Source organism: Shewanella sp. Shew256 (assembly GCF_002196695.1).
Classification (GTDB): domain Bacteria; phylum Pseudomonadota; class Gammaproteobacteria; order Enterobacterales; family Shewanellaceae; genus Shewanella; species Shewanella mangrovisoli.
The window spans coordinates 1-19,357 of sequence record NZ_NAJR01000012.1 but is presented as its reverse complement, the minus strand read 5'-3'; the positions used below and the strand labels follow the sequence as shown (position 1 = coordinate 19,357).

The following is a 19,357-nucleotide window of genomic DNA, read 5'->3' as shown; positions in this document are numbered from 1 at the left end:
TGAAGTCGAGTTGCAGCCTGCACCAAATCGGTGCAACATAATGGTGCAACCCTATTTTCAGGAATGGTAGATGGATAAAGAGACTCTGCTTAATCATTTAGTCACCGCGGTACTTGTCATCGATAAGGATCTTAAGCCTTGTTATGCCAACGCCGCCGCAGAGCAACTGTTAGGTGTCGGTAGCCATAGGTTAGTCGAGCAAGCCCTGCCGGAGCATTATCAAGCACTTGGCGTCGAAGCGCAGATCCTGAGCGATGCGGTGAAAGCCGGCCAAGGCCTTACGGTCAACACCGCCACCTTAGTGACCTTAGATGCCCAACATCATACCGTCGATCTGACGCTGATCCCGCTCGAAGATGAAGCGCAGTTAAGCCTGCTTGAGCTTAGACAGGTCGACCAACAACGCCGGATCCACCAGCAACTCAGCCAAGATGCCCAGCAACAGGCGGCGCAATTCCTAGTGCGAAATTTGGCCCATGAGATCAAAAATCCCCTGGGCGGCCTGCGTGGCGCGGCACAATTACTCTCGCGGGAATTAGACGATCCGGCACAAAAGGAATTTACCAATCTGATCATTGAGCAGGCCGACCGCCTGCGCAGCCTTGTGGACAGATTGCTCGGCCCGCAGCGACCGACCCAACATAGCCTGCACAACATTCATCAAGTGGTGCAAAAGGTCTATAAACTGGTGGAAATGGCCCTGCCCGCCAATATTCAGCTTAAGCGTGACTATGATCCCTCGATCCCCGATATCGAGATGGATCCCGACCAAATGCAACAAGCTGTGCTGAATATTTTGCAGAATGCGGTGCAAGCCCTTGAGCATACAGGTGGCGAAATCCTGCTCCGCACCCGCACACAACATCAGGTCACTATCGGTTCGCAGCGCCACAAGCTCGTACTGACCCTGTCGATTATCGACAATGGCCCAGGCATACCACCAGAGCTGATGGACACACTGTTTTATCCCATGGTCACTAGTCGTGAGCAAGGTTCGGGGCTGGGCCTATCGATTGCCCATAACATTGCCAGATTACACTCGGGCAGAATCGATTGTGTATCCAGCCCTGGGCATACCGAATTTATCATTTCGTTACCGATTTTAAGCGCCAAATAATCAAGACAAACCAACACATACCGTATGAGGAAGCAAAATGCGAATGAGTGAACAAGTGTGGATCCTCGACGATGACAGTTCGATACGTTGGGTGCTCGAAAAGGCGCTCCAAGGCGCGAAACTCAGCACCGCCAGCTTTGCCGCGGCCGAATCACTCTGGCAAGCATTAGAGATTTCCCAGCCACGGGTCATAGTCTCAGATATTCGTATGCCGGGCACCGATGGTTTAACCCTGTTAGAAAGACTGCAAATCCACTACCCGCATATTCCCGTCATCATCATGACTGCGCATTCGGATTTAGACAGTGCGGTCAGCGCCTATCAGGCAGGGGCATTTGAGTATTTACCCAAGCCATTCGATATTGATGAAGCGATATCCTTAGTCGAGCGCGCCCTAACCCATGCGACCGAGCAAAGCCCAGCACCAGCGGCGCAGGAGACGCAAGTCAAAACGCCCGAAATCATAGGTGAAGCGCCCGCCATGCAGGAGGTATTTCGCGCCATCGGCCGGTTATCACGCTCCTCAATCAGCGTGCTGATCAACGGCCAATCGGGTACGGGTAAAGAGCTGGTTGCAGGCGCATTGCATAAACACAGTCCACGTAAGGATAAGCCCTTTATCGCCTTGAATATGGCGGCAATTCCCAAAGACCTAATCGAATCAGAGCTCTTCGGCCATGAAAAAGGCGCCTTTACCGGCGCGGCCAACGTGCGCCAAGGACGCTTCGAGCAAGCCAATGGCGGCACCCTGTTTTTAGATGAAATCGGCGATATGCCGCTGGACGTGCAAACCCGCCTGCTGCGGGTGCTCGCCGATGGGCAATTTTATCGCGTCGGCGGCCATAGCGCCGTTCAGGTAGATGTGCGGATTATTGCCGCTACTCACCAAGATCTGGAGCAACTCGTACTCAAAGGCGGCTTTAGGGAAGACCTATTCCATCGGCTCAATGTTATCCGCGTCCACTTGCCGCCGCTGTCACAACGCCGTGAGGACATTCCCCAACTGGCGACCCACTTTTTAGCCTCCGCCGCTAAGGAGATTGGGGTCGAGGCCAAAATCCTCACCAAAGAGACCGCCGCCAAGCTATCGCAACTGCCATGGCCAGGGAACGTGAGACAACTCGAGAATACCTGCCGCTGGCTCACGGTAATGGCCTCAGGGCAAGAAATCCTGCCCCAGGATTTACCACCAGAGCTACTTAAAGAACCCGCCAGCATTAATCCTATGGCAAAAGGCAGCCAAGATTGGCAATCGGCACTCACAGAGTGGATTGACCAAAAACTGTCTGAGGGAAATAGCGATTTATTAACTGAGGTTCAGCCGGCCTTTGAACGTATTTTGCTCGAAACCGCATTACGCCATACCCAAGGTCATAAACAAGAAGCGGCAAAACGTTTAGGTTGGGGAAGAAATACCTTAACGCGAAAACTCAAAGAATTGTCTATGGATTAACCATCCATTAAAAAGCAAAAAAGGGATATCACTATCCCTTTTTTATTATTTAGATTAACTCTAAATCATTAGAACTGGTAATGTACGCCAATCGCCAGTTGCTTCATATCGGTGTCGATATCTTTCATATTCAAATAGCTGTGGTCAGCATCTAAATCACCTGTGGTGACATCGTAGCTAAAGCGCACATTTAAACGTTCGGTCACGGCAGCATTAATACCTACGCCATATGTCCAACCAAAACCGGTGAAATCTTCATCGAAACCAAAACCGTCAAAATTCATAGCCATAGATGCAACACCAACTTTTGCATAAGCTGAGAACATATCATTGATTTGCAAAGTAAACTTAGGCGTGAAGGTTAATGCGCCCGCGGTGACATCCGTATCTCTGTCGCCCAAATCGGCGGTCGCAAATAAATTGGCTTCTAAACCAAACCACTCGTTGAAGTTGTAACCACCGTAAACACCGAAACCTGTGCCAGTATCTGAATCATCAACAACATCCACAGCTACGCGGTTTAGTGCGCCACCCACATAAAAACCAGTAGTATCGGCTGCCGCTGAAGCTTGGCCGGCCACTAATGCAGATAATAAAGATACCGCAACTAAAGATAGTTTTTTCATTATATTTTCCTAATGAGTTAACTTGAGTAGTAAACGCGGCGGATATTACAACAAACAAATAATAAGAGTGACATTTTGTAAAAACTAAATACGTTTCATACAGGAAGTATTCAGCTTTAAATTAAAAAATAACAAACTTGATATACTTAAGTATTAAATAACATACTCAATATTAAATACTAAGTATTAACTGACTATACGCAATAAATTCATTATGCCAAAATAACACCAACGCATTATCGAACGACGTTTTCGCTCATCGAGACATTCAATAATCACCACCTTCCCCGACTGCTCGCAGGTCACACGGCTGCGCCACATCAACAAGGGCCAAATATGCAGTCGGTAGTCCCGCTGTGCAATATTAAATGGAATCGTTCTCGGCCAATAATATAAAGGTTGGCGCAGGATAAGCTCGCTCCAAACGCCCGTAGGAGGATTGACTAAATGCGGTTCAGGGAGTTTTGAACCTAGCCCCGCGCTCGCGGCGAGGGCATGTTCGGCAATCAACTCGAAGCGGGTCGATAATCTATGATAACGGCAGATGAGCCGAGTCTGTTCGGCTAAGGGGTGAACCTGTTGCTGCGTCCATGACATAACCATTCCTTTGGCTGTTTAATAACGATTCAAACTTATTATGATGAGGCCGCAGCACTAGGTTCCACCTGCACAGGATCTTGGTGAATAATCACCTCGGCATCTTCAAAGGCGGCTTTCACCCTCAGTCCCGTGGTATCGGCAATACTGTGGGCTTCGTTCAGACTCAAATTGCCATCCAACTCTAAATGGAATTGAATAAAGATAGTCTTACCCGCTTGGCGTGTGCGCAAATCATGCAGCCCTTGGACTCGGGAGTCTTCCTTAGCGATTTGTTTAATCCGTTGACGAGTGTCCTCATCCAGCTCACGGTCGAGCAGTGCTTGAATAGAGCGGTAACCTAGATCAAATGCCTGTTGGCCGATATAGCAAGCGATAAGCACAGCAAAAAGCCCATCGGCCCACCACCAGCCATATTGGGACAAGACGAGTGCGAGCAACACGGCACCATTAAGGAATAAATCCGACTTATAGTGCAACGAATCGGCCTCGACTACCGTACTATTGGTTGCCGCCAGCGCCCGCTTTTGCAACATCACTAATGCTAATGTCAACACAATCGCGACGACTGAGACCACCACACCTAAAGTTGCGTGCTCGACCGGAGCGGGATTGAGTAACCGCTCCCCACCATAAAACAGCAGCAGGAATGCCGAGCCCATAATAAAAGCCGATTGCGCCAGCGACGCTAACGGCTCGGCCTTACCGTGGCCGTATCTGTGGTCATGGTCGGCAGGAACGATAGCATAACGAATGGCGATAAAGTTGATGATTGAGGCGAGCGCATCGGCGAAGGAGTCCGTTAAGGACGCCAGCATACTGGCCGAGCCAGAATATAACCAAGCTAACAGCTTGATAAGAATAAGGGTCAAAGCGGTAGCCACGGAAGCGCGACTAGCCAGTTTGACCCAAAAATCGTATTGGGAAGTCTGAGTCATAGGGGTCTATATCGGGAAGCTATGACCCTATTGTATATCAGCTTACAAGCTTAACCGCGAGGTTCTTTACCAGCTTGTGCTTCAAATCGCGCTTTAAATTTAGCTTGCTGCTCCGGTGTCAGCAGATTGTAGATTTGATTCTGCATCTTCATACGTTCAATCGCTTGGGCTTGACGTTTTTCCTGCTGTGCACTCATCAGCGCCTTAGCTTGCGCCTCATCGAAGGTAGCGGAGGTGATCAATGCCTGCATTTCAGCACGATGCGCTACACGCTCCTCCTTGCTCGGTTTATCTTCGCTACGTGCGGCGCGTTGCTCAGCAAATAGCTTTTTAATGTCGGCCTTCTGTGCATCGGTTAAATCCAAGCCCTCAAACATTCTGTGCATACCATCATGGGCCATACGCTCGCCGTGTTTGTGGAACTCACCACGAGGATGGTCACAACCTTGGCCTGGCTCGGCATTAACTGTCGTCGCGAATACCGCGGAGCTTGCTAGGATGGCAAATAGGCCTGCTTTAAAAGGAGATAATGTTTTCATCATGTTAACCTCAATAGTTCAACGTTATGTTGTAAAGACAAGATACAGTGACGACCCTTTTAAAAGCCGAATCACTTTCGACGATTACAGTCTAAAGCGTCATATGTAAGTGAGGGCGTGACCTGAGTAAATCAGTGTAAAGTTGCGACAATAACTAACAAATTCCCTATTCTTTACTTTGGCTTACATTGCTACACAGCAATTGACATCAAAAGAGGTATACTCAGGCAAAATACTCAAGCCGTCTGTGGTTTAGCACATCGCTTTGAGTCTTTCGCACCAGTTCACCCAGATTAAGGAACACTATGAGTCGGATATTATTAATCGATGATGACCTTGGTTTATCAGAACTCCTCGGACAATTACTCGAGCTCGAAGGGTTTAAGCTCACGCTGGCCTACGATGGCAAGCAAGGCCTAGAACTGGCCCTCGCGGGTGATTACGATCTGATCTTACTCGACGTGATGCTGCCTAAATTAAACGGTTTTGAAGTGCTACGCGCCCTGCGCCAACACAAGCAAACACCTGTGTTAATGCTCACCGCCAGAGGCGATGAGATTGACCGTGTGGTAGGCCTTGAGATCGGTGCCGATGACTATTTACCTAAGCCCTTCAATGACAGGGAGCTTATCGCTCGGATTCGCGCCATCATTCGCCGCTCACACTTAACCGCCCAAGAGATCCACGCCACCCCAGCGCAGGAGTTTGGTGATTTGCGCTTAGATCCCTCACGCCAAGAAGCCTACTGCAATGAGCAGCTGATTATCCTAACGGGAACCGAGTTTACCCTGCTGCACACGCTGGCGCTGCATGCGGGTGAATTGATGAATAAAGAAGAGCTTAACGAGATAGTGCTCGGCAAAAAACTCATGCCCTTCGACCGCAGCCTAGATATGCACCTCTCGAATCTACGCAAAAAACTCCCCGAGCGTAGCGATGGCAGACCTAGGGTGAAAACTATCCGTGGCAAAGGCTATATCTGGCTACCATAACGGCGGGAACAACTGTGCCTAATCGCTTATTTATCAAATTACTCCTAGGATTTTGGATCTGTAGCTCGCTGATTATCGCCTTAGTCGGCCTGCTACCCTTACTACAGCAAAATCATGACCGCGCCCCAATTCCGCCGCATCTGCAAAAAGTGCTGGCAAGCATAGCGCAGCGTATTCAAGACAATCCCGAGCTAGTCACGTCCGATTTTCTGCGCCGCTGGGAAAGACGTGGCGATATGGAAGGCAAACCCCTTAGGCTTTATCTGGCCAACAGCCAAGGCCAAGTGATTAATACCAGTCGAGTAAGCCGCGGCGTACGCAGCTTTATGCTAATGACCGACGAGGAAAAACAACCGATTAGTCATCAATTTAAAGATGAATTGGTCTTCGGCCCACACCAATTTACCCTTCAGGGTGAAACCTACTATCTCTACGGTCGCTTGCCGGATATTCACCCTCGTCCCTGGTTCTTCTTCTTTATCGAAAATAAGCTACTCACCCTAAGCCTAGCCATAGTGCTCTCGGGATTACTGTGCGCCATTCTCGCGTGGCATTTAGGTAAACCATTAAACTCGCTCAAGAAAAGTGCCGATGCCCTCGCCGAAGGTGATCTCAGTAACCGCGTCGATAAGGCGACCACTCAACGTAACGATGAAATCGGTCAGCTCGCCACCGCCTTTAATAGCATGGCGGACTCGATTGAAGCCATGGTGAAGAATCAGCAACGTTTGATGGGGGATATTTCCCACGAACTGCGCACCCCACTAACTCGCCTACAATTGTCACTGGCACTGGCCCGCAAAAAAGGCCAACAGACTACGGAAACCGACCGTATCGCCTACGAGGCAGAGCAACTAGAGAAATTGATCGCAGAGCTCTTGGAGTTGTCGCGGGTCAAACTCAGCACCAATGAGACTAAGGTGCGCCTCGGATTGGCCGAATCCCTCAGCCAAGTGCTAGATGACGCCGAATTTGAGGCCGATCAACAGGGCAAAAAAATCACTATCGATATCGATGAAGCTATCGAGCTTAGCCATTATCCGAAATCCCTGTCCCGGGCGATAGAAAACCTGCTTCGCAACGCGATTCGTTATGCCCAGAGCGATATTCATCTGCGCGCGAGCCAAGCCAACGGCCAAGTACAGATCACCATTAAAGACGATGGTCCGGGGATTGATCCTGCGGAGCTTGAGGCGATTTTCAAACCCTTCTATCGCCCCGATTCGGCAAGGCAGCGGGAAAGCGGTGGCTGGGGCTTAGGACTCGCCATTACCGAAGCCGCTATTAGCGCCCATAAAGGTAAAATCAGAGCCGAGAATCGCCAGCCCCATGGCCTCGAAGTCAATATCAGTTTGCCAACCTAAAAACGTAAGGCCCGCGAACTCAGTTTGCGGGGCTTATAGCATCAACAGTCAACTGCCGTTAATCCTTAATCCCTAGCTGTTTTAACTTGCGATACAAGGCATTACGACTAATACCCAAACGCTTAGCACATTGGCTCACATTGCCCTCACAGGCACGATAAGCCTGCAACACGTTCAGATTTATGGTTCCGTGGAGCGAGTCTATGGTGGCGGAGCTAGACTCGGACAGTTCGAGCGAATGCGCCGTTGTTTCTGCTTCGACAACCTCAGTTAAGGTGTACGGCTCACACGCCAGGTTCATTAACTTTTGAGCAAGGTAATCGGGGAGATGATTTATCTCGAGTACAGCCTCACCTTCGGCCATCAAACAGGCCACCTGCATTAGGTTATCCAGCTCCCTTAGGTTGCCGGGCCAATCGTAGCGCATCAGTTGCGCCAACAGCTCAGTACACAAGGTTTGCGCGCTACTGCGGTGACGGCGGTGCAACTTATGGATGATGCGCTCAATATCCTGCCGCTCACGCAGCGCAGGCAGCCGCACCTGCAATCCATTCAGGCGATAAAACAAATCCTGACGGAACAGCCCCTGCGCCACCAGCGACTCTAAATCCATATGGGTCGCGGCGATGATCTGAATATCGACCTTAAAACTTTGATTACTGCCGACAGGGACCACCTCACGCTCCTGCAACACCCGAAGTAAACGGCTCTGCGCCGCCAGTGGCATCTCGCCAATTTCATCGAGGAACAAAAAGCCGCCGTGTGCCTGACGGATCTTACCGATAAAACCAGTTCGATTGGCGCCAGTAAAGGCCCCCGCCTGATAACCAAATAACTCAGACTCAACCAGCTCTGCGGGCAAGGCGGCGCAGTTTACTGCAACTATAGGCTGTGCGCGGCGGGTACTCTGGGCGTGAAGCTTTTTCACAAATTGCTCTTTGCCGACACCCGTTTCGCCAAGCACAAGTAAAGGAATTTGCTTAGTGATCACCTTGTTCGCCTGCTGCCAGGCACGCTCAAGTAACGGGTCACGAAACCTGACACCCAATTGGTTCAAGGGTTTATCTTGAAGGGTTCTGGTACTTTTCGTCTGCGTCAGTGCCAATGCTTGCGTCTGCACATGCAGCGCCGAGTCGCGGTGAAAGCCACCCGCTCGCGCCCAATTGTCGCCGAGGTGTTGATCTAAACTGTCCCCCAGCTTGGCTTGGCTCAGCAATTGTTTAGCCATGGGATTACAACCCACAATCCGCCCGTCACTGCTAGCGATAACTATGCCTTGCCAACCGGAATTTAATAGACTCGGCTGCGCCGCGAAATCGATTCGATAATGACTATCGGGCAGATGACACAGCAGTGCCGTTTCGACCTGCTGCGCCAGACTCGACACTAGCATCAAGGTTTGCTGCGAATGCCGTTGCTGCTCACTGGTAATATCGAGCACTCCGAGCATCTCGCCTTGGGGTGAAAAAATCGGGCAAGCGGTGCAACTCATAAAGCGGTTTTGGCGGATAAAATGCTGCTCGCCGACCACTGACACCGCCTGCTTGGCCGTGAGCGCCGTGCCTATTGCATTGGTGCCCTTATACTTTTCGAGCCAGTTGACCCCAATATCGAGCGCCACATCCGCCAGCTTGCTGGAATAGCGGCTCACGCCCCAATGTTTCAGCACATAACCATCGGCATCGGAGAGCAATAATCGACTATTAGAGTGCGCCATCAGTTGATTAAACAGCGGCAAGGCATGGGATTGTACTAATTCGATGAGCTGCTGATATTGTTCATGTTTATGTTTGAGCTCCGCGCGCGTGAGCCTGAGATCCTCACCAGCATGAAACTCTGATAAGCCAGCACCTAAGCTGCGCTGCCATGAATCGGTTAACCATGCCTGCGTGGTTGGAAAATGCGGTTTTACTGTCATAGCCAAGCTCCCCGAGCGCTGTTCCATTTCGGCACACTCACGGTGTGTCGTTGGATGACAAAATGACCACAGGGCACCTTTCCTTCCGTGAGAGCCCTATTATTTTGGATCTGCAAAATTAGCTTTTCATCATACTGTTAGCTCAACAAGTGTACAACTCCTGCCAGTTTGGCACTGTCCTTGCGATGTCTGTTTATACGCAGCACTCAAGTGTTGCGTAAGAGAACATCAACTTAATCAATAGCTTTGTCAGTCAACTCGATTGGCAAAGGATAAAAATAACAACAGTGCTAAAACCTATTTCAACAAGACCCTTTGCTGAGACGCTGCACATTTAGCGTATTCGGCAGCCACAGAAGGAAAACACTATGATTTATGCTCAACCCGGAACCGCTGGTGCCATCGTTAACTTTAAGGAAAAATACGCCAACTTTATCGGTGGTAAATGGGTCGCCCCAGTCAACGGCGAATACTTCGATAATCGCTCCCCCGTCAATGGTCAAAACTTCTGTAAAATTCCCCGCTCCGACTACCGCGATATTGAACTGGCGCTCGATGCTGCCCACGCCGCTAAGGATGCTTGGGGAAAAACCTCGGTCACCGAGCGTGCGAATTTACTACTGCGTATCGCCGATCGCGTTGAGCAAAATCTCGAATACTTAGCCGTTGCCGAAACTTGGGAAAACGGCAAAGCGGTACGCGAAACCCTCAACGCCGACTTGCCTCTGTTTGTCGACCATTTCCGTTACTTCGCCGGCTGTATTCGAGCACAGGAAGGTAGCGCCGCCGATATCGATGGCAACACCGTCAGCTACCACTTCCCCGAGCCTTTAGGTGTCGTCGGGCAAATTATTCCGTGGAACTTCCCGCTGTTGATGGCTGCGTGGAAAATCGCCCCTGCACTCGCTGCAGGTAACTGCGTAGTACTCAAACCCGCCGAGCAAACGCCCGTATCTATCCTTGTGCTGCTCGAACTGATCGAAGATCTGCTGCCGCCCGGCATCCTTAACGTCGTCAACGGTTTTGGCGCCGAAGCGGGCCAAGCTCTCGCCACCAGCAAACGTATCGCTAAACTGGCCTTTACTGGTTCCACCGAAGTGGGTTACCACATCTTAAAATGTGCCGCTGAATCGCTGATCCCATCGACAGTCGAACTCGGCGGTAAATCGCCTAACCTGTATTTCGCCGATGTGATGGACCACGAAGACGAGTATTTAGATAAGGCCGTCGAAGGCATGTTACTGGCCTTCTTCAACCAAGGTGAAGTCTGTACTTGTCCATCAAGGGTATTAATCCAAGAGTCGATTTACGATCGCTTTATCGAAAAAGTGCTCGCCCGTGCGCAAACCATCAAGCAGGGCAACCCGCTGGATACCGCCACCCAAGTGGGCGCACAGGCCTCCCAAGAACAGTTCGATAAGATCTTAAGCTATCTCGCGATTGGTAAAGATGAAGGCGCGCAGGTGCTTTTAGGAGGCTCGCTCTGCCAACTCGAAGGCGATCAAAGCAAAGGCTATTACATCAGCCCAACGATCATGAAAGGCCATAATAAGATGAGGATTTTCCAAGAGGAAATCTTCGGTCCGGTAATTTCGGTGACCACCTTCAAGGATGAAGCCGAAGCCTTGGCAATCGCCAACGATACCGAATACGGCCTTGGTGCGGGTGTGTGGACGCGGGACATGAACCGTGCCCAGCGTCTAGGTCGAGGCATTCAAGCGGGTCGCGTTTGGATTAACTGCTACCACGCCTATCCTGCTCATGCGGCCTTTGGCGGTTATAAAAAGTCGGGCATCGGCCGTGAAACCCACAAGATGATGCTCAATCACTATCAAAACACCAAAAACCTATTGGTGAGCTACGATATCAATCCGCTCGGGTTCTTCTAACCAAACGGAAACTTTGCCTTGATAACAAGAAAGGGCCATTGGCCCTTTCTTTGTTTTTATCGCATTGAACTATAAGAACATACCGCCAGAAGCCTCGATACGTTGGGCGTTTATCCATGCCGCGGCGGGTGACAACAAGACACTGATTGCGCCGCCAATATCCTCGGGTAATCCCACCCGCCCCAAAGCCGTTTGCTGCGCTAAAAACTCATTCATCTGTCGGTTATCCCGCACCGCACCACCACCAAAGTCCGTTTCAATTGCACCGGGAGCCAGCACATTAACGCGAATGCCCCGTGGCCCTAACTCCTTAGCCCAGTATTTGGTCATGGTTTCGACCGCGCCTTTCATGGTGGCGTAGGCGCCAAACCCCGGGATTGCAAAGCGCGTTAACCCCGTAGAGACATTGATAATACTGCCGTTATCGGCAAGTAGAGGCAGCAACGCCTGAGTTAAAAAGAAGGGGCCTTTGACATGGATATTCATCAGAGTATCGAACTGCTCCACGCTGGTTTCTGCCATAGGCACATGGATACCAATCCCAGCATTATTAACTAGATAGTTAAAACTATCCCGCTGCCAAGTCTGTTCGAGTGCGGTTTTTACGCGTAGCGAAAAATCGTTAAAGGATTGGCTATCACCCACATCTAACGGTAAAGCGACAGCCTTGCGCCCGTGCCATTCAATTTCCGCGACCACCTCGGCGGCGGCAGCAGCATTGCTTTGGTAGGTTAGAATAATATCAACACCTTGTGCGGCTAAGGTCAGGGCCGCATTTTTACCTAAGCCACGGCTTGCACCAGTGATCAGCGCGATGGGAGTTGTGTTCATTGTGTATCCTCTTCATTCATCTATGTTAATGCCGCCGCACAGCATGGCGATCCCACTGCACACAGCTTATTACTTGCACAAAGAGGGATAAACACACTATAAATGGCAAGACTGTTAGCCATTAGAGAACAATTGCGATGCAAGATAGACTACAAGCCATGCAAATTTTTATGCGGGTGGCTGAATTAGAGAGTTTTACTCAAGCCAGTATCAGCCTAGGTCTGTCGAAAACCCATGTATCGAATGTCGTAGCTCAGTTCGAAACCGCACTAGGTGCACGCTTACTACAACGTACCACCCGCACGGTGCGCCTCACTCAAGATGGTATAAGTTGTTATGAGCGCTGCAAAAACTTGCTCACCGACTATCAAGAGTTAGAAAGCCTTTTCCAGCTACAGGCGACGCAAATTTCGGGGCGCTTAAGAGTCGATATGTCCACAGGGATTGCGCGAAACTTAGTGCTTCCCCATCTTCCTGAGTTTATTGAGCAATATCCCCAAATTGAGTTGGAGCTAAGCAGCACCGACCGTAAAGTCGATATCGTTGCCGAAGGTTTTGACTGCGTGATCCGCGTTGGTAGCGTGCAGCAAGAAGGCGTTATCGCCAAAAAGATTGGCTACTTTAAGATGCTTAACTGCGTTAGCCCAAGCTACATCGTAAAATATGGCAGACCCTCGAATATAGAAGAGCTTAGCCAAGGGCATAAGCTTATCCACTACGTTGGCCAGTTAGGCGGCAGTGATTCAGGATTTGAGTATCTGAGCCAAGATAATCACGAACTATGCGCCCTCGCCTTACCTAAGCTAATCACAGTCAATAATGCCGATGCCTACAGCGCGGCCTGTCTTGCGGGATTAGGGATTATTCAAGCGCCGAATATTGGGGTGGCAAAATATCTCCAAACTGGAGAACTGATTGAGATCCTGCCAGATTACCCTGCGCCCTCAATGCCGGTGAGCCTGCTCTATCCCCATAGACGCCACCTTTCTAAACGCCTTCAGGTATTTATGGCTTGGTTAACCGAGCTGCTAACGCCTTTTTTAGTATCGCGTTAACGGCCAGTCTCAATATTCGCTAACCGCTGCGACAGTTCCGCCATCGAGCTTGCAGTGCGGGGATCACACTCAGGGTTGGCTATTGGGTTAAATTCGAGGCGCAGCCCGCCAAACCTACCAATACGACTTGGCAGAATATGCAAATCCCAAACTAACTGATCGTAGTAATGCAGCCGCAGGCCATTATCCGCAACAGGCCAATGGGCATAGAGTAAAAATGAATGATAACTCTGCGAGAGGGAGCGACTCGCCACTAATTTAAAATTTGCATCGAGCAGGCTGCACTCGGTCGATTCTTCAAAGGGACAATCGTAGGAGGTCAGCAGTAAATAGCCTTGGGTGCCATTGGGCAACGAGCAGCAGTACTGCGCCTCAAGCTGCCTTCCCGCAATCTTGGCCCCAGTAGCTTGCTGATTGAAATACAAAGGCTGAGTGAGCGCCTCGGTATCGGACACTCGCAGTGTAAAGGCTGTTATCGGCTGCATGCTGTATCCTCCCTGTGCCTTGAAATCGCTAATTTCGCTTCCAATACAAGCCCATCAATATCAGGTATCCCACAAAATACGCCAGCAAGTCGAGTGGGTCGAAATGGCTACCAATCACGATTCGCGCCAAGCGATTGCCGCCCAGCCCCAGCTTGTCCACTAAGCCCCAATACTGGCCAAATTCGATAGCGAAGGCAAACAGCAGCACAGCCAGCGCCAACCATGGCGTGTGCCAAAACCGATTGATTGACTCCCCTTTTGCATTCACCACGGGCACTAGTGTGCGCGCCATGCAAAACAACAGGATCACCACTAACACGTCACCGACAAAACCGCGAATAAACCCCGAAGGCGCAAAACGCGCGATCAACACTTCGATGATAAACAGCAACACCGCATAAATTAAAAATGATTTTCGATCGGGCCGACGGCTAAAAAGATGGACAGGCATAAACGGTTAATCCCTTACCTCTCGAAGATGAAGCGGCAAAATCTAGCTGAATACCAATAGCTTAACAAGATTAGTTCGATGGATTTTTCACTTATTTACCCAGTTAGCTCATCAGAACATCGGGCAAGTTCACTCCGCAAAATTTAAGCGCCGTTTAAGTTTGGCTTTAGTAGCCTGCAAGCACACCACCTTAGGAGCAACAGATCATGTCCTCAAATATGCAGCAAAACATCAAAGTCTGGGATCCCTTGATCCGTATCTTTCACTGGTCATTGGTGGGCTTTTTTACCTTAGCCTACCTCACCGAAGGTGAAGACGAATGGATGAACATCCACAGTTACGCTGGCTACAGCATCTTAACCCTACTGGTATTTCGCCTGTTATGGGGTGTGATTGGCACTCACCATGCGCGTTTTATCAACTTTGTCACCCGTCCGAGCATCGCATGGGCTTACTTGAAGGAACTGTTCACGGGCAAGGCGAAGGATTACATCGGCCACAATCCCGCTGGCGCACTGATGATAGTCGCCCTGATCCTCAACATAGGGTTCACGGGCTTCTCCGGCATGGCGCTTTATGCCACAGATGGCCAAGGTCCACTGGCCACAAGCTTTTTCGCCTCTTGGCCCGAGGGCGCACTGAAGGAAGTGCATGAGTTTTTTGCCAACTTAAGCCTGTTTCTTATCGTCACCCATGTCGGCGGCGTGATCGCCAGCAGCCTGCTGCATAAGGAAAACCTCGTCAAAGCCATGCTAACAGGTAAAAAGCAGCGCCCGTTGATCCAACAAGATGAACATCAATAACCGTCGAAATTGACCGTTCAAAGGAGTCAGAGATGAACAACAACCAGAATAAAAGCCTGATGGGACTGGCACTCACTGTGGTACTGCTCAGCAGTTTTAATGCTAGCGCCGCCAATACTAAGGTCGCCAGCTTGCCACTCAGCGCCGAGCGAATCGGCTTACAACTGCAACAATATCAGGCACAAGGTGCAGGCCCCTTTAGCGCCGCAGCAGGACAAGCACTGTGGCTACAGCAGAGTGAAGACCGCAGCTGTGCCTGCTGCCACACCGCCAAAGTGACAGACTCAGGCATGCATCAAAACACCCGAAAGCCCATCGAGGCCATGGCGCCGTCGCTTACCAGTAACCGTTTAACCGATGCGGCCAAGATTGAGAAATGGTTTACCCGTAACTGTAACTGGACCTTTAAACGCGAGTGCACGCCTCAAGAAAAAGGCGACGTACTGCTGTGGCTGAGTTTGCAATAACGGCGTTATTCACATCCATTTTAATCAGTAAAACCTAAGGAAATATCATGACTAAACAAGCCCATCCCCTAAGCTGGATTGTAGGTTCAACACTCACCGTCCTCGCCCTTGCGATAGGCGTCGTAGGGCTCAGCTTGACCTTTACCGGTACAGGTTATGCCGACGATGGTCGAGAGCTGAATCAAGCTATCCCACAAAATGCAGAATACTCGGCAGAATGCGGTAGCTGCCATATGGCGTATCCCGCAAATTTACTGCCCGCCGAAAAATGGCAGGCAATCACCAGCAACCTAAGCAACCACTTTGGTGATGATGCCAGCATGGCGCCTGAAGCAGCGGCTAGAATTGAGCAATATCTCGTTCAACATGCTGCGCAAAATGGTAAGGTGATGAAAAATAGCAAACCTTTGATTGCCGGAATGGGGCCGCAAAAAATTACCGAGCAGGCATTTTTTATCCGTAAGCACGATGAGATCCCAAGACGCATGGTGCAAGATAACCCCAAAGTCGGCTCATTCAGTCAATGCAGCAATTGCCATAACCTCGCAGAGAAGGGCATATTCGATGAAGATACCGTTAATATTCCTGGCTTTGGTCGCTGGGATGATTAACAGCCCAAGCTGTCTAGCCCATGATGAAGACCTCTCCAACAAAGTGGTCGAATGGGTGAAGGAGGGTAAAGTATTACCCTTCGACACCATAATGCAACGCTATGAGTCGCGCCTTAAGGGGCGCTTGCTCGACCTCGAGGTCGAGCAAAAACACGGGCGCATCATCTATGAACTCGAAATCCTGCGCGACGATGGCGTGGTCTATGAGATTAAGATCGATGCCAAAACGGGTGAATGGCTTAAGGAAAAGGTCGACTGATGCGCTTACTCTTGATTGAAGATGATGCCAACTTAGTGGCTCGCCTCATCCCCGCCCTTAACAAGGCGGGCTATACCGTTGAACATGCCAATAACGGTATCGATGGCGCTTTTCTTGGTGAGGAAGAAACCTTCGAAGCGGTGATCCTCGATTTAGGCTTGCCCGGTAAGCCGGGCTTAAGCCTACTGAGCCAATGGCGCCAAAAGGGCCTGCTGGTGCCTGTGTTAATCCTTACGGCTCGCGATGCTTGGCACGAACGCGTCGATGGCCTAAAGGCTGGCGCCGATGATTATCTCGGTAAACCTTTCCATGTTGAGGAGCTGCTCGCCAGATTAGAAGCGCTGATCCGCCGCCACTTTGGCCGCGCCGATAATCTGCTGCAACATGCGGGCGTCTCTCTCGATGTGGATAAACAAGCGGTGACCAATGCCGAAGGGGACGTTATCGAGCTGACTAAGATTGAGTATCGCCTGCTGCATTATTTAATGGCCAACCCGACTAAGATAGTTTCTAAATCCGAGTTGAGCGAGCGCATCTACGAAGAGGAACAAATCAAAGACAGCAATGTGATTGAAGTGTACGTCAACCGACTCCGCCAACGCCTAGGCAAAGACTATATCGAAACGCGACGCGGCCAAGGTTATCGACTCAAGGATGCCTAAGCGTGTATTCACTCAAAGCCTATCTCACCCGCAATCTGCTTATCACCCTCACCTGCGCCATGGCGCTATTGTTGTATTTGCTATTTCAAGGCATTCAAATCTTAACCCAAGACTTTGTCGCCTCGCGCCTACAACACGATGCCGATAGTCTGATCTCCGCCCTCGAACCACAAGCCGATGGCACTTGGTCGCTAAGTACAGACAGGCTCCCCAATGTCTATCACAGGGTCAATTCGGGCCACTACTTTGCGATTAACATCGGTGAACAGTTATTACGTTCACGCTCTCTTTTTGATCATGTAGTTTCACTCCCCAATCTTAAAATTGGCGAGCAACAACAAGCCACTCAATACGTGGGACAGGAACACTGGCTGATGTTCAGCCAGACCATAGTCAAGAATGGGCAAACCATTACCCTGTGGGTAACGGAAGACATAAGCTCGCTCGAGCAAACCCAATTACGCTTTCTAGGCTTTGCGGCGGTAGTGGTACTGCTGACCATTATGATCCTACTATTTGCGCAGCATCTGTTGCTCAAGCGGGGCTTTAAACCGCTAGAGCAAATGCCAGATGCGATCAGGCAACTGCGACTCCAGGGGCAAGAAATCGATACCCAGCACACGCCAACAGAAATTAGCCCATTGATTGAGGAAATCGAACGCCTCATAAATCAACTAGGACAAAGGGTACAACGTTCACGCAATGCCTTGGGTAATCTTGCCCACGAAATGAAACGCCCTCTGCAAGGGCTACAATCCTACCTCGAGAGTCTTGCGCCTGATCAAAGACGCGAAGGCAGTAAGGTGCTCGCAGATCTGCACCATATCATTGAGCGAGAGCTTAAACGCACTAAAATCGTCGGGCTTTCAACCCCTGGGCGTTTCACCGTGCTCAATGACGACCTACCGCCACTTATCCAAGTGATGCAACGCATCTATCCAGAACGTCAAATCCGTTGTCAGTTTGATAAAACACTCGTAATGCCCTTCGATCGGGACGACTTGCTGGAACTGCTTGGAAATCTACTCGACAATGCCTGTAAGCATGCGCATCAACACATACAACTTCGTATTAAGCAGACGAATACCAGCAATCAAGCGTATCAAATAGAGGTCAGCGACGATGGCGAAGGTGTATCGGATAGCGATTTAGAGGTGATTACGGAGCGTGGGATTCGGCTCGATGAGAGCATTCAAGGCCATGGCTTAGGCCTGTCGATTTGCAAAGATATTGTCGAGAGTTATCAGGGGGAACTTAGCTTTACGCATTCAACACTTGGCGGGCTAAAGGTTAGCGTGATATTGCCTCAGCCGCATTAAGCGCACAGCAAAGCAAACACTCTGCTGTGCGATGGGCATTACGACTTGTAAGGCATAGGGCCAAGATAATCTTTCTTACCCACATCCACACCGTTGTGGCGCAGAATCGCATAGGCCGTCGTCACATGGAAATATAAGTTTGGGATGGCATGCTCAATCGCAAACTCATACCCCGTCAAATACTTACCTTCCCAACGCGGTTGAGAAACATGGATAGTCGCCGCATCGGCAAAATCTGCCTCAGTAAATTGAGCTAAGTACTCGATAACAGAAGCAATACGCGCTTGCAGCTCAGGTAGCGTCGTTTCAGTATCATCATGCTTAGGCACAGTTTCTAAATTACCCGTCAGACGTGCGACCCCAATCTTAGCGGTATCACAGGCAATCTGGATCTGACGGATTAGATTAAATTGATCGGGTGCTAAGCGGGAATTCAATAATACCGCCATATCCACCTTCTTCAAGTTGGCAAAAACCTCACCCTTTTCCAGAATAAGACTCAAATTTTTTAGCATCTTGCTAAATTGAACAGCCGTTAAATCATAAAGCATGACATAAACTCCTGTGATAAACGCCACCAGATTGCAGCACTTCGGATTATCTTGGGGCAAATAACATGATTTCAACAGCAGAAAATAAAGATTTATTTTGCGTTAGCCTGAGGGCTGGTAGACGAAGAAAGATTGGAGCGGCTAAAAAGTGGTACAGATAAAACGAAAAAAGCCTCATCTTTCGATGAGGCTTATCTCTTTGTGTTGGCGGAGCGGACGGGACTCGAACCCGCGACCCCCGGCGTGACAGGCCGGTATTCTAACCAACTGAACTACCGCTCCAACTCTGTCTGGTCATTGACCAAATTAGGCGCTTGGCGATGACCTACTCTCACATGGGGAGACCCCACACTACCATCGGCGCGATTGCGTTTCACTTCTGAGTTCGGGATGGGATCAGGTGGGACCACAATGCTATTGTCACCAAGCA

At 50.0% G+C, this 19,357-nt stretch carries 21 protein-coding genes, 1 tRNA gene and 1 rRNA gene; 12 read left to right on the top strand and 11 right to left on the bottom strand.

What is annotated here, in order from left to right:
- Nucleotides 1-70 precede the first annotated feature (70 nt).
- Nucleotides 71-1,117 carry a nitrogen regulation protein NR(II) gene (gene glnL, locus B5P39_RS18315; RefSeq protein WP_088212551.1) on the top strand — a complete coding sequence of 349 codons (1,047 nt, stop codon included), beginning with the start codon at nt 71-73 and terminating at the stop codon, nt 1,115-1,117.
- 37 nt (nt 1,118-1,154) lie between these two features.
- Nucleotides 1,155-2,570 (top strand): nitrogen regulation protein NR(I), encoded by a 1,416-nt coding sequence (gene glnG / locus B5P39_RS18310; protein ID WP_088212550.1) that lies wholly within the window; start codon nt 1,155-1,157, stop codon nt 2,568-2,570.
- Between the two features lie 68 nt (nt 2,571-2,638).
- Here the strand turns inward: glnG and B5P39_RS18305 are convergent, their stop codons facing one another.
- From B5P39_RS18305 to B5P39_RS18290, 4 genes are all read right to left on the bottom strand, one after another.
- On the bottom strand, nt 2,639-3,196 hold the full coding sequence (locus tag B5P39_RS18305; RefSeq protein ID WP_088212549.1) for a porin family protein: 558 nt from the start codon (nt 3,194-3,196) through the stop codon (nt 2,639-2,641).
- Between the two features lie 186 nt (nt 3,197-3,382).
- Entirely contained in the window at nt 3,383-3,793 is a 411-nt protein-coding gene (locus B5P39_RS18300; protein ID WP_088212548.1) for a hypothetical protein, read from the bottom strand.
- Between the two features lie 38 nt (nt 3,794-3,831).
- Nucleotides 3,832-4,731: a cation efflux pump FieF gene (fieF, locus tag B5P39_RS18295; RefSeq protein ID WP_011715494.1), complete on the bottom strand. Its 900-nt coding sequence runs from the start codon at nt 4,729-4,731 to the stop codon at nt 3,832-3,834.
- A 50-nt stretch (nt 4,732-4,781) separates the two neighbouring features.
- Complete coding sequence (locus tag B5P39_RS18290) at nt 4,782-5,270, bottom strand: Spy/CpxP family protein refolding chaperone (RefSeq protein ID WP_176400000.1); 489 nt, start codon at nt 5,268-5,270, stop codon at nt 4,782-4,784.
- Nucleotides 5,271-5,575: 305 nt separating this feature from the next.
- On the opposite strand from B5P39_RS18290, the gene B5P39_RS18285 reads away from it, so the two are divergent.
- Nucleotides 5,576-6,262 (top strand): response regulator, encoded by a 687-nt coding sequence (locus tag B5P39_RS18285; protein WP_011621060.1) that lies wholly within the window; start codon nt 5,576-5,578, stop codon nt 6,260-6,262.
- A gap of 14 nt (nt 6,263-6,276) precedes the next feature.
- Nucleotides 6,277-7,626 (top strand): ATP-binding protein, encoded by a 1,350-nt coding sequence (locus B5P39_RS18280; RefSeq protein ID WP_088212546.1) that lies wholly within the window; start codon nt 6,277-6,279, stop codon nt 7,624-7,626.
- A gap of 58 nt (nt 7,627-7,684) precedes the next feature.
- On the opposite strand, the gene B5P39_RS18275 is transcribed toward B5P39_RS18280, so the two are convergent.
- A complete protein-coding gene (locus B5P39_RS18275) occupies nt 7,685-9,544 on the bottom strand; it encodes a sigma-54-dependent Fis family transcriptional regulator (RefSeq protein ID WP_088212545.1) in 1,860 nt (619 codons plus the stop codon).
- A gap of 368 nt (nt 9,545-9,912) precedes the next feature.
- On the opposite strand from B5P39_RS18275, the gene exaC reads away from it, so the two are divergent.
- Nucleotides 9,913-11,433: an acetaldehyde dehydrogenase ExaC gene (gene exaC, locus B5P39_RS18270; RefSeq protein ID WP_088212544.1), complete on the top strand. Its 1,521-nt coding sequence runs from the start codon at nt 9,913-9,915 to the stop codon at nt 11,431-11,433.
- A 69-nt stretch (nt 11,434-11,502) separates the two neighbouring features.
- Here the strand turns inward: exaC and B5P39_RS18265 are convergent, their stop codons facing one another.
- Nucleotides 11,503-12,264, bottom strand: coding sequence for an SDR family NAD(P)-dependent oxidoreductase (locus tag B5P39_RS18265; RefSeq protein WP_088212543.1), 762 nt, complete (start codon nt 12,262-12,264; stop codon nt 11,503-11,505).
- A 137-nt stretch (nt 12,265-12,401) separates the two neighbouring features.
- Here B5P39_RS18265 and B5P39_RS18260 point away from each other — a divergent pair, with 137 nt between their 5' ends.
- Nucleotides 12,402-13,319: a LysR family transcriptional regulator gene (locus tag B5P39_RS18260; protein WP_088212542.1), complete on the top strand. Its 918-nt coding sequence runs from the start codon at nt 12,402-12,404 to the stop codon at nt 13,317-13,319.
- Here B5P39_RS18260 and B5P39_RS18255 read toward each other — a convergent pair.
- Both B5P39_RS18255 and B5P39_RS18250 read right to left on the bottom strand, forming a co-directional pair.
- Entirely contained in the window at nt 13,316-13,804 is a 489-nt protein-coding gene (locus tag B5P39_RS18255) for a hypothetical protein (RefSeq protein WP_088212541.1), read from the bottom strand. The genes B5P39_RS18260 and B5P39_RS18255 overlap by 4 nt on opposite strands.
- 28 nt (nt 13,805-13,832) lie before the next feature.
- On the bottom strand, nt 13,833-14,255 hold the full coding sequence (locus B5P39_RS18250) for a ribosomal maturation YjgA family protein (RefSeq protein WP_088212540.1): 423 nt from the start codon (nt 14,253-14,255) through the stop codon (nt 13,833-13,835).
- 206 nt (nt 14,256-14,461) lie between these two features.
- On the opposite strand from B5P39_RS18250, the gene B5P39_RS18245 reads away from it, so the two are divergent.
- The 6 genes from B5P39_RS18245 to B5P39_RS18220 are packed head-to-tail and all read left to right on the top strand — an operon-like array spanning nt 14,462 to nt 18,376.
- Nucleotides 14,462-15,058, top strand: coding sequence for a cytochrome b/b6 domain-containing protein (locus B5P39_RS18245; protein ID WP_088212539.1), 597 nt, complete (start codon nt 14,462-14,464; stop codon nt 15,056-15,058).
- Between the two features lie 32 nt (nt 15,059-15,090).
- Nucleotides 15,091-15,525, top strand: coding sequence for a DUF1924 domain-containing protein (locus tag B5P39_RS18240; protein ID WP_088212538.1), 435 nt, complete (start codon nt 15,091-15,093; stop codon nt 15,523-15,525).
- A gap of 47 nt (nt 15,526-15,572) precedes the next feature.
- Nucleotides 15,573-16,136, top strand: a complete 564-nt coding sequence (locus B5P39_RS18235) for a diheme cytochrome c (RefSeq protein ID WP_088212537.1) — start codon at nt 15,573-15,575, stop codon at nt 16,134-16,136.
- The gene (locus tag B5P39_RS18230) at nt 16,129-16,395 is read left to right on the top strand and encodes a PepSY domain-containing protein (RefSeq protein ID WP_011621049.1); all 267 of its coding nucleotides are present in this window, start codon (nt 16,129-16,131) and stop codon (nt 16,393-16,395) included. Before B5P39_RS18235 ends, B5P39_RS18230 begins: the two co-directional genes overlap by 8 nt.
- On the top strand, nt 16,395-17,057 hold the full coding sequence (locus tag B5P39_RS18225; protein ID WP_088212536.1) for a winged helix-turn-helix domain-containing protein: 663 nt from the start codon (nt 16,395-16,397) through the stop codon (nt 17,055-17,057). Before B5P39_RS18230 ends, B5P39_RS18225 begins: the two co-directional genes overlap by 1 nt.
- A gap of 2 nt (nt 17,058-17,059) precedes the next feature.
- On the top strand, nt 17,060-18,376 hold the full coding sequence (locus B5P39_RS18220) for a sensor histidine kinase (RefSeq protein WP_088212535.1): 1,317 nt from the start codon (nt 17,060-17,062) through the stop codon (nt 18,374-18,376).
- A gap of 38 nt (nt 18,377-18,414) precedes the next feature.
- On the opposite strand, the gene B5P39_RS18215 is transcribed toward B5P39_RS18220, so the two are convergent.
- The 3 genes from B5P39_RS18215 to rrf form a co-directional block, all read right to left on the bottom strand.
- Complete coding sequence (locus B5P39_RS18215) at nt 18,415-18,927, bottom strand: DUF1993 domain-containing protein (RefSeq protein WP_039977473.1); 513 nt, start codon at nt 18,925-18,927, stop codon at nt 18,415-18,417.
- 205 nt (nt 18,928-19,132) lie between these two features.
- Nucleotides 19,133-19,209 (bottom strand) — tRNA-Asp (locus tag B5P39_RS18210).
- A gap of 30 nt (nt 19,210-19,239) precedes the next feature.
- Nucleotides 19,240-19,355, bottom strand: a 5S ribosomal RNA gene (gene rrf / locus B5P39_RS18205).
- Between the last annotated feature and the right edge of the window lie 2 nt (nt 19,356-19,357).